General features: G+C 65.8%; 10 protein-coding genes and 1 pseudogene. 9 read left to right on the top strand and 2 right to left on the bottom strand.

The genetic code is table 11. The features are described from left to right. The 9 genes from MOV75_RS16565 to MOV75_RS16525 form a co-directional block, all read left to right on the top strand. Positions 1 to 2436, top strand: a 2436-nt coding sequence (locus tag MOV75_RS16565; RefSeq protein ID WP_247006210.1) for an ATP-dependent helicase, incomplete at its 5' end; no start/stop codon positions are given. A gap of 10 nt (positions 2437 to 2446) precedes the next feature. Next, positions 2447 to 2734: a type II toxin-antitoxin system HicB family antitoxin gene (locus MOV75_RS16560; protein WP_246929384.1), complete on the top strand. Its 288-nt coding sequence runs from the start codon at positions 2447 to 2449 to the stop codon at positions 2732 to 2734. 89 nt (positions 2735 to 2823) lie between these two features. Continuing rightward, complete coding sequence (locus tag MOV75_RS16555; RefSeq protein ID WP_246929382.1) at positions 2824 to 3237, top strand: hypothetical protein; 414 nt, start codon at positions 2824 to 2826, stop codon at positions 3235 to 3237. Next, positions 3237 to 3908 (top strand): OmpA family protein, encoded by a 672-nt coding sequence (locus tag MOV75_RS16550; protein WP_247006208.1) that lies wholly within the window; start codon positions 3237 to 3239, stop codon positions 3906 to 3908. The genes MOV75_RS16555 and MOV75_RS16550 overlap by 1 nt, the downstream gene beginning before the upstream one ends. 168 nt (positions 3909 to 4076) lie before the next feature. Further along, complete coding sequence (locus MOV75_RS16545) at positions 4077 to 4595, top strand: DUF962 domain-containing protein (protein ID WP_246929378.1); 519 nt, start codon at positions 4077 to 4079, stop codon at positions 4593 to 4595. A gap of 28 nt (positions 4596 to 4623) precedes the next feature. Beyond that, entirely contained in the window at positions 4624 to 5655 is a 1032-nt protein-coding gene (locus MOV75_RS16540; RefSeq protein WP_246929369.1) for an NAD-dependent epimerase/dehydratase family protein, read from the top strand. A gap of 27 nt (positions 5656 to 5682) precedes the next feature. Next, entirely contained in the window at positions 5683 to 6309 is a 627-nt protein-coding gene (locus MOV75_RS16535) for an isoprenylcysteine carboxylmethyltransferase family protein (protein WP_246929368.1), read from the top strand. 246 nt (positions 6310 to 6555) lie between these two features. Beyond that, entirely contained in the window at positions 6556 to 6762 is a 207-nt protein-coding gene (locus tag MOV75_RS16530; protein WP_246929366.1) for a hypothetical protein, read from the top strand. Between the two features lie 140 nt (positions 6763 to 6902). Continuing rightward, the gene (locus tag MOV75_RS16525; RefSeq protein ID WP_247006207.1) at positions 6903 to 8207 is read left to right on the top strand and encodes a sorbosone dehydrogenase family protein; all 1305 of its coding nucleotides are present in this window, start codon (positions 6903 to 6905) and stop codon (positions 8205 to 8207) included. Between the two features lie 206 nt (positions 8208 to 8413). Here MOV75_RS16525 and MOV75_RS16520 read toward each other — a convergent pair whose 3' ends face one another. After that, positions 8414 to 9229 (bottom strand): aspartate dehydrogenase, encoded by an 816-nt coding sequence (locus tag MOV75_RS16520; RefSeq protein ID WP_246929362.1) that lies wholly within the window; start codon positions 9227 to 9229, stop codon positions 8414 to 8416. Between the two features lie 38 nt (positions 9230 to 9267). After that, positions 9268 to 9372, bottom strand: a pseudogene (locus MOV75_RS16515) (LysR family transcriptional regulator); the annotation flags it as partial.

Here is a 9372-nt window from a genome sequence, read left to right as displayed (position 1 = left end):
GTGCTGGCCGGCGCCGGCACCGGCAAGACGCGCGTGCTGACCACGCGTATCGCCCATATCCTGAGCCAGGGCCGCGCCCGTCCCGCCGAGATCTTGTCGGTGACCTTCACCAACAAGGCCGCGCGCGAGATGAAGCACCGGCTCGGCCAGATGCTCGGCCACGCCGTTGAAGGCATGCCGTGGCTCGGCACCTTCCATTCCATCGGCGGCCGCATCCTGCGCGTCCACGCCGAGCTGGCGCAGCTCAAGTCGAATTTCACTGTGCTCGACACCGACGACCAGGTCCGGTTGCTCAAGCAGCTACTGCAGGCCGACAACATCGACGACAAGCGCTGGCCGGCGCGGATGCTGGCCGGTCTGATCGATGGTTGGAAGAACCGCGGCCTGACGCCGTCGCAGGTGCCCTCAGGCGAAGCCGCCATCTTCGCCAACGGCAAGGGCGGCAAGCTCTATGCGAGCTACCAGGAGCGGCTGAAGATCTTGAACGCCGCCGATTTCGGCGATCTGCTGCTCGAAGACATCCGCATCTTCCGCGAGCATCCGGATATTCTCCGGCAGTACCAGCAGCGCTTCAAATTCATCCTGGTCGACGAATATCAGGACACCAACGTCGCGCAATATCTGTGGCTGCGGCTGCTGTCGCAGGCGCCTTCGAAGCCTGCTCCGCCCACTGTCATTCCAGGGCGCGTCGAAGACGCGAACCCGGAATCCAGCAGTGAGTCCTCAGATCGAGATTCCGCGTCTGCGCCTTCGGCGCATCCCGGAATGACCGAGCGCGCGGCACTGGCGGCTGCTCCCGCCGGCCCCACCAAAAACATCTGCTGCGTCGGCGACGACGACCAGTCGATCTATGGCTGGCGCGGCGCCGAGGTCGACAACATCCTGCGCTTCGACCACGATTTCCCCGGTGCCAAGGTCATTCGACTGGAGCGCAACTACCGCTCGACCGGCCACATCCTCGCCGCCGCCTCGCATCTGATCGCGCATAACGAAGGCCGGCTCGGCAAGACGCTGCGCACCGAGGACCAGGACGGCGAGAAGGTCACGGTCACGGGCTCGTGGGATTCGGAGGAGGAAGCCCGCGGCATCGGCGAGGAGATCGAGCAGATCCAGCGTAAGGGTGAGAAGCTCAACGAGGTCGCGATCCTGGTGCGCGCCTCCTACCAGATGCGCGAGTTCGAAGACCGCTTCGTCACGCTCGGCCTGCCCTATCGCGTCATCGGCGGCCCGCGCTTCTACGAGCGCGCCGAAATCCGCGACGCGCTGGCGTATTTGCGCGTCATCAACTCACCGGCCGATGATCTCGCCTTCGAGCGCATCGTCAACGTGCCCAAACGGGGCCTCGGCGATGCCACCGTGCAGATGCTGCACGATCACGCCCGCAAGCGCCGCATTCCCCTGTTCGAAGCGGCCCGCGCGGTGGTCGAGACCGACGAGCTGAAGCCGAAGGCGCGCGGCTCGCTTCGCGACGTCGTCGCCCAGTTCGACCGCTGGCGCGCCCAGCGCGAGGTCACCGCCCACACTGATCTCGCCCAGATCGTGCTCGACGAGAGCGGCTATACCGAGATGTGGCAGAAGGATCGTTCGGCCGACGCCGCGGGCCGGCTGGAGAATCTGAAAGAGCTGGTGCGCTCGATGGAGGAGTTCGAGAACCTGCAAGGGTTCCTCGAGCACATCTCTCTGGTGATGGACCGCGACAGCGGCGCCGATGAGGACGCGGTGTCGCTGATGACGCTGCATTCAGCCAAGGGGCTGGAATTCGACAACGTCTTCCTGCCCGGCTGGGAAGAAGGCCTGTTCCCGAGCCAGCGCACGCTGGACGAACAGGGCCGCGCCGGCCTGGAAGAAGAGCGCCGGCTCGGCCATGTCGGCCTGACCCGCGCCCGCCGCCGCGCGATGATCTATTTCGCGACCAACCGGCGCATCCACGGCACCTGGTCGACCACGATCCCGTCGCGCTTCCTCGACGAACTGCCGGCGGCCAATGTTGAGATCACCGAATCCAAGGGCGGCTCGGCCTGGGGCGGCACCGGCGGCTACGGCGCCTCCCGCTTCGACGACATGGAGGCGTTCGGCTCGACCTATTCGACCCCGGGCTGGCAGCGCGCCCAGGCCAATCGCAACCGCGGCGGTGGCCGCAATGGTGGCGGCCGAAGCGGCGGCTTCGAGGAAGAAGCCGCGACGTTCTCCTCCTCCTCGTCATCGGGCCCCGATTTCGGCAACTTCTCCTCGCGCCGTCGCGGTCCCCTGACGATCGAGGGCGAGCTGGTGGCCAAATCCACCGGCACCACCTCGGAATTCTCGCTCGAAGACCGCGTCTTCCACCAGAAATTCGGCTACGGCCGCGTCACCAAGATCGACGGCAACAAACTCACCATCGCCTTCGACAAGGCCGGCGAGAAGAAGGTCGTGGACAGCTTCGTGCAGCGGGCGTGAGGCCCGCGACATGCCTCACTACATCGCCCTGATCGAAGAAGCCGGCCCGGACGACGCGGTCAGCCTCCGGTTTCCGGACCTACCCGGCTGCATTTCCGGCGGCGACGATGTCGAGGAGGCCCTGGAGAATGCGCCTGAGGCACTCGCATTCTATGCGCAGGAGCTGAGCGCGGAGAGTCGCGAGCTTCCCCCGCCGCGGACGCTGGACGAACTCAAGGCCGACCCCGACGTGGCCGACGACCTCAGAAACCATACCGTCGCCCTGATCGAATGGCCGCCCCTCGACGCCCCGGAGTGAGGACTGTTCGCCGCACTCGCCAGGCCTTCGACAGTTCTCCCCCGAACAGCCCTTGACCATCGCGAACTTCCCCGTATCAGATGCAACCCATGGTCCGGGGCATCGCACTGATCTTGCTGGCATTGGGGATGCCGTCGCTCGCGGCGGCGGAGACCATGAGCTTTGGCGATTCGATCGGGAAGCTGGCGGCGAGCTGCGGTACGGAGATCGTCGCCAATTGCCGCGGCGTCAACCCGGACTCGACCCGCCTGAAGGAGTGCCTGTCTCGCAACCGCGACGTGCTCTCCCAGCAGTGCGCGAGCGACTATCTCGGCGTGTTCGACGCCATCCAGAAGCGCATCGCCGCGCGCGTCACGGTGGCGAACGCCTGCCAACGCGAGATCGTCAAGGTCTGCGGCGGCTCGACCAAGGAGACCAGCAAGTCGGTCCCCTGCCTGGTCTCGACGCCCAAGGGCATCAGCAACAACTGCCTGAAAGCCGTCGACGACGCGGGGTATCGCTGATGCGCGCCAAGAGACTCTCCACTGCCGGACTAGGCATCGCGCTGGGCTGCGCCCTGCTCGCGGGCGCTGCACGCGCGCAGACGGCGGCGCCGACACGCGACGACATCGTCGGCAAGCTCAACCATTTCGAAGAAGCCGCCGAGGTCGATCTTCCCGCGCTGAAGCAGCAGGTGATGGAGCGCGCCAAGGCCAGGATCAAGAACGATCCGGGACCGGTGAACCGGCCGCCGATCGTGCCTGACCTTGCCAAGCTGCCCGCCTTCAACGCGCAAATCCAGTTCGATGCCGACACGCCGATCATCCAGCCGGCCTCCTACCAGACCGTCGGCCGCATCGCCGACGCCATGGTTCATTCCTCGCTGCTGCCCTACACGTTCCTGATCGTCGGTCACGTCGAATCCAATTCGAAGACGCGCGAGGCGAACGCGATCCTGAGTCAGCGCCGCGCCGACGCGATCCGCGACGTGCTGGTGAACACATTCAAGATCTCGACCAAGCGGCTGCACCCGATCGGCCTCGGCGAGGAGCAGTTTCTCGACCGGGCCAAGCCGACCTCGGCCGTCAACGGCCAGCTGCAAATCCTGACCTATGCCAAGCTGCCTGAAGAGGCACCTGCGCATCCGGCTGCGGCGCCTGCGCCTGCGACGAAAAAGCCCGCCAAGAAGCGCTGAGCGAACGCGGCTTCGCGCCCGGAACCCTTTGAAGTCCTGATCGTTTTGTAGCCTGTCCGGGGCGCACCAATACGGTTTTGCGCGACAAAAGCGCCGGTTTGTGCACCGCCCTGTCCAGTGCTATAGCCTCTGTTCGCCCTTCCCGACCCCGTGCTGCATGAGACCGAAATGGGTGGCTATTTTCAGCGCCAACTTGCCGTTTATGTCGAGTACCATCGCGACCCCCGGAACACGGCGATGCATGTGGTCGGTATTCTTCTGTTGTTCACGGGCGCCGTGCTGCCGCTGACGCTGGTCAGGCTTCCGCTGTTTGGTTTCGATGTCAGCCTGGCGGTGATCCTGGCCTTGCCGGTTCTGCTCTATTGGCTGCTGCTCGACATGGCGCTCGGGATCGGCATCCTGGCAGTCTCGATCGTGCTGTTTTCGGTTGCGACGAGCATTGCGGCGCAAGTCAGCACCGCGACGATGTGGGCGATTTTCGCCGTGCTGGTGGCGCTCGGCCTCGCCGCGCAGGCCATCGGCCACAAGGTTTTTGAGGGGCGCGAAGCCTCGTTGTTCACTTTTCCTTCGCATCTTTTGCTTGGACCGATGTTCGTGATGGCAAAATTATTCATTGCATTGGGCTTCCGTCGCGACCTTGCCGCGATTCTGGCGCCTCTTCCGACCAATTCCCTTTCAACCCGATAGCTCTAGAAGCGAAACAGCAACCTTCTGCATGGCTCTCGTACTGGTTACCGGTGGCAGTGGCTTCATCGGACATCATCTCGTCGAAGCGCTCCGTGCCCGTGGGCAGCGGGTGCGTGTGCTCGACGTCCGTGCGCCGGCCGCCGCAAACACGGACGTTGAACATGTCCACGGCTCGGTGCTGGATGGCGCCGCGGTCGATGCTGCGATCGCCGGGGTCGATCAGGTCTATCACCTCGCCGGCCTGCCCGGCATGTGGGTCGCCAACAAGCAGGACTTTCACGAGGTCAATTGCCGAGGCACCGAGATCGTGCTCGCGGCCGCCATGAAGCGCGGCGTGTCGCGCTTTCTGCACTGCTCGACGGAATCGATCCTGTTCCCCTATTCCAACCTCAATGGCGTTCCCGCCGAAGAGGCGCTGCAGCCGGCCGACGCGATGCCGGGCGCCTATACGCGGTCGAAGTCGCTCGCCGAGCATCATGCCGCCAAGGCAGCGGCCAACGGCTTTCCGCTGGTGATCGGCACGCCGACCATGCCGATCGGCGCCGCCGACCACAATCTGACGCCGCCGACGGCGATGCTGTGGTACTTCCTCCAGAAGAAGGTGCAGCCGCATCTCAACTTCCTGGTCAACCTCGTCGATGTCCGCGACGTCGCCATGGGCCTGGTGCTGACCATGGAGCGCGGCCGCCTCGGCCAGCGCTACATCCTCGGCGGCGACTGCGTCCCGCTCGGCAACATCCTGCGGATGATGTCGGCGATGAGCGGCCGCCGGCAATATCCGGTCGTCGTCCCCGGCAGGATCGCCGAGCTCTCCGCGATCATGCTCGAATACATCTCCGATCATGTCACGCGCCGGCCGCCCAACGGCACCGCCGAGGGCGTACGCATCGCGCTCGCCGCCAGCGACCTCTCGATCGGCAAGGCACGCACCGAGCTCGGCTATTCGCCGCGTCCGATCGAGCCTGTCTTGCGCGAAACCATCACCCATCTGCTCGCTCGTAACGGCCAGCAGCCCTCCGGCGCCATCAAGCATCACGCGCTCTCCTCGCGCGCGAGCTGACGCCGCCGCCCAACGCAAAGAACCTTCATGTCCTTCGATTTCAGCAAACTTCTCTCTGTCGCCTGGGGTGGCTGGACCACGACCTGGCCGACGCAATTGCTCGCCCTGATCTGGCTCGCCTGGCTCGCCAGCTGGGTCGGCGCCTCGTTCTGGCAAGGTCGCACGCAAAAGCAGGTGATGACCTTGGAGTCCGGCCGCTATCGCATCCCGATCCTGGTCGGCGGCATCCTGTTCACGCCGTGGACCGCGGAAGTGCTCGGTGAGAAGCCGCTCTGGGTGTTCAGCAATGCCGGCGTCTACATCGTCGCGCTGATCGTGCTTGCCGGCATCTCCTTCACCTGGTGGGGACGGCTGCATCTCGGAAAGTTCTGGTCCAACACCATCACCCACAAGGAAGACCACCGCGTCGTCGACACCGGCCCGTATGGCATCGTGCGCCATCCGATCTACACCGGTCTGATCGCGGGCATGCTTGCCACCGGCATCGCGGTCGGCACGGTGACTGCGATCCTCGGCGCGATCCTGATCTCGCTTGGCATGTGGCAGAAGGGCCGGATGGAAGAGGTGTTCCTCTCCAAGGAGCTCGGCGAAGACGCCTACGGCGCCTATTGCCGCCGCGTGCCGATGATCATTCCGTTCCTGTCGCCGCGGTAGGGGCGTAGCAGCTCGCCTCACTCTCATGTCCCGGACGCGCTGCAGCGTGCAACGCTGCTGCGCAGAGCCGGGACCCGGATAGCGACTTATGCATGCCGGTGAAATGGGCCCCGGCTCTGCAGCGCACCGCGAAGACGCGCTGCGCTGCGCCCGGGGCACGAGCACACCGTTCGACTTGCCAAGGAACCGCCCCTCGCCCGACCGGTTACCCCTCGACCCCTGCTACCAGCCGCAGAGCATCGAGCCATGTCGGATGCCTACGATTATTTTCGCGAGCACGCGATTGCCGCCGTCCGCAAGGCGCGGACGTTGCCGCCTGGGCGGCCGAAGCAGAAGCAGCGCACGGTGGCGCGGGTCTATCACCTGCTGTCCAAGGAGGCCGCACTGACGCCGAACCTCCATCATCTCGACGATTCTCGCGCGGCGCGGCTGGAGCGGCAGATCCGCCGCTGATCAGGGCCAGGCCCGCCGGCGTTCGTCCCATGCAAATTCGATCGGCTGCCATTCCACGGGAATAGACCCCGCGGGTGCGCCGCACAGGTTGACGCGGGCCGCGTCAGCCAGTTGGATGCGCGCGCAAACAGGGGCGCCTCATGACATTTTCCAGCATCTTCGCGCAGTTCGTCGCAGTCCTCGGCGGCATCGCGCTGCAATGGCGGAAGCTGACGGGCACCGAGCCCGCGCCGGCCTGGGGAGAGAAGCCCGCCATTCCCGAAGCGAAGCCGCAGGGTGCGATCCCGACGCTGAAGATGCCGACCGCGCGCGGCTGGAGCAAAGGACAGAAGCCGACGGTCGCGCCCGGGCTCGAGGTCAATGCATTCGCGACCGGTCTCGATCATCCGCGCTGGATCGAGGTGCTGCCGAACGGGGACGTGCTGATCGCGGAGGCGACCCAAATCGCAGGCGCACCGAGATCCGTGTTTCATTATGCGATGCAGGCAACGATGCGGCGCGCCGCCGCGCTCGGCGTTTCCGCCAACCGCATCACGCTGCTGCGCGACAAGGACGGCGACGGCGTTGCGGAGGTTCGCGGCGCCTTCATGGAAAACCTCAGCCAACCCTTCGGCATGGCGCTGGTCGGCGACACTTTCTATGTTGGCAACACCGACGGCGTGATGGCGTTTCCCTACATCGCCAATGCCGACCGCATCACCGCGCCGGGCAAGCGGCTCACCACCTTCAAGCCGGGCGGGCACTGGACGCGCAGCCTGCTCGCAAGCCCCGACGGCAAGAAACTCTATGCCGGTGTCGGCTCGCTCAGCAACATCGCCGAGATGGGCATGGAGGTCGAGCAGGGCCGCGCCGCGGTCTATGAGCTCGATCTTGCCGCCGGCACGCATCGCATTTTCGGCGCAGGCCTGCGCAATCCGGTGGGCCTCGCCTGGGAGCCGAATACGAACGTGCTCTGGACTGTCGTCAACGAGCGCGACGGCCTCGGCGATGAGACACCGCCGGACTATCTCACCTCGGTGCGCGACGGCGGCTTCTATGGCTGGCCCTATTGCTATTGGGGCAAGACGGTGGACGACCGCGTGCCGCAGGATCCGGCGATGGTCGCCAAGGCGATTCAACCGGACTACGCGCTCGGCGGCCACACCGCTTCGCTCGGCCTGTGCTGGATGCCGGCGGGCACGCTGCCGGGCTTCCCCGACGGCATGGTGATCGGCCAGCACGGATCGTGGAATCGCAGCAAGCTCTCCGGCTACAAGCTGGTGTTCGTCCCGTTCGAGAACGGCAAGCCCTCCGGCCCAGCGCGCGACATCCTGTCGGGCTTCCTCGCACCGGACGAGAAGGAGTCCTACGGCCGCCCGGTCGGCGTCGTGATCGGTCCCGACAAGAAGTCGCTGCTGATGGCCGACGACGTCGGCAACGTGATCTGGCGCGTGACGGGCGCGTAGGTCGAGATTTGTTCAGGTCGGATTGGTCGTGCCGCGAGTGCGGTCACCTCTCCCGCTTGCGGGAGAGGTCGGCGCGACGCGCCGGGTGAGGGCTCTCTCCTCTTGGGGAGTGCCTCATTGCGGAAACACCTCCCCCCAGCCCTCCCCCGCAAGCGGGGGAGGGAGCGCACCTACCCTGCCGCAGGAAGCGAGTCCATCCCAATCGCTCACGTCCCCACACACAGCGTGGCGCGCTGCTTGCGCAGGAGCGCGATCACCGAGAGCGCCGTGATCAGCCCGGTCTTGGGATTCTCCGACGGGATATTCTCGATCGACATCGAGAAGCGCGCCGAATCCGCCTCGACCTCGATGCGGTGAACGTTGCGCGTCACGGTCGGATCGGCCCAGATCTGCACCTGGGTGCGATCCGGTCCGACGCCCGCGAGCGACAGCGCCACCGCGACATTGAGATTGGCCGGAAAGCCCTTGGCGGCCTCGCGCGCGGTACCCTCGAACAGTTTCAGCGGCTCGCTCAGCTTGTCGATGTCGATGTTGTTCGCGACGATGAACGGCGCGCCCTTCAGCCCGTCGATCGGTTTGCGCGTCACCATCTTCACGGAATTGATGGTACCGACCGCGGCGGCATTGACGGCATCGAGCCCGATCAGGGCGCCTGTCGGCACGAGGATGCGGCCGCCATTGGCGCGGGCGAGATCGACGAGATCGAAATTATCGAGCAGCCCGCCGACGCTGACGACGATGGCGGCCTTGCCGCGCCTCACCGCGGGCTCAACGATCGCGCGCAACTGGCTGCTCGGCGCACATTCCACCACGATGTCCGCGGCGTCGCCGAGCTGGCCGATCGGCAGGACCTGCGGTGGGCGGCGGAGGCTATCGAGGGACGCCCGATGCTTTGCGGGATCGCGCACCGCCACGGCGGATAGCGCTAGCCCTTCGATGCCCTGATCGAGCGCTGTCGCGATCTTGGTGCCGATCGAGCCCAGGCCCGCGATGGCAACCCGCAAGTCGTTTCGTTCGGTCATCGCTTCCCACCCTCTCGTCACGCCAGCGTCATAGCCTCTCAAGCCTCCCGCGCATAGCTGCGCAGGCGGGCATCGAGCACCTCCAGCATCGCATCGCGGGCCGGATCGCGCGAGCCGCGCAGCCATGCGGCAGCAAGCGGCAG

The organism is Bradyrhizobium sp. PRIMUS42, assembly GCF_023006515.1.
In the GTDB taxonomy this organism is placed as follows: Bacteria; Pseudomonadota; Alphaproteobacteria; order Rhizobiales; family Xanthobacteraceae; genus Bradyrhizobium.
This window is presented reverse-complemented; position numbering and strand designations above follow the sequence as displayed.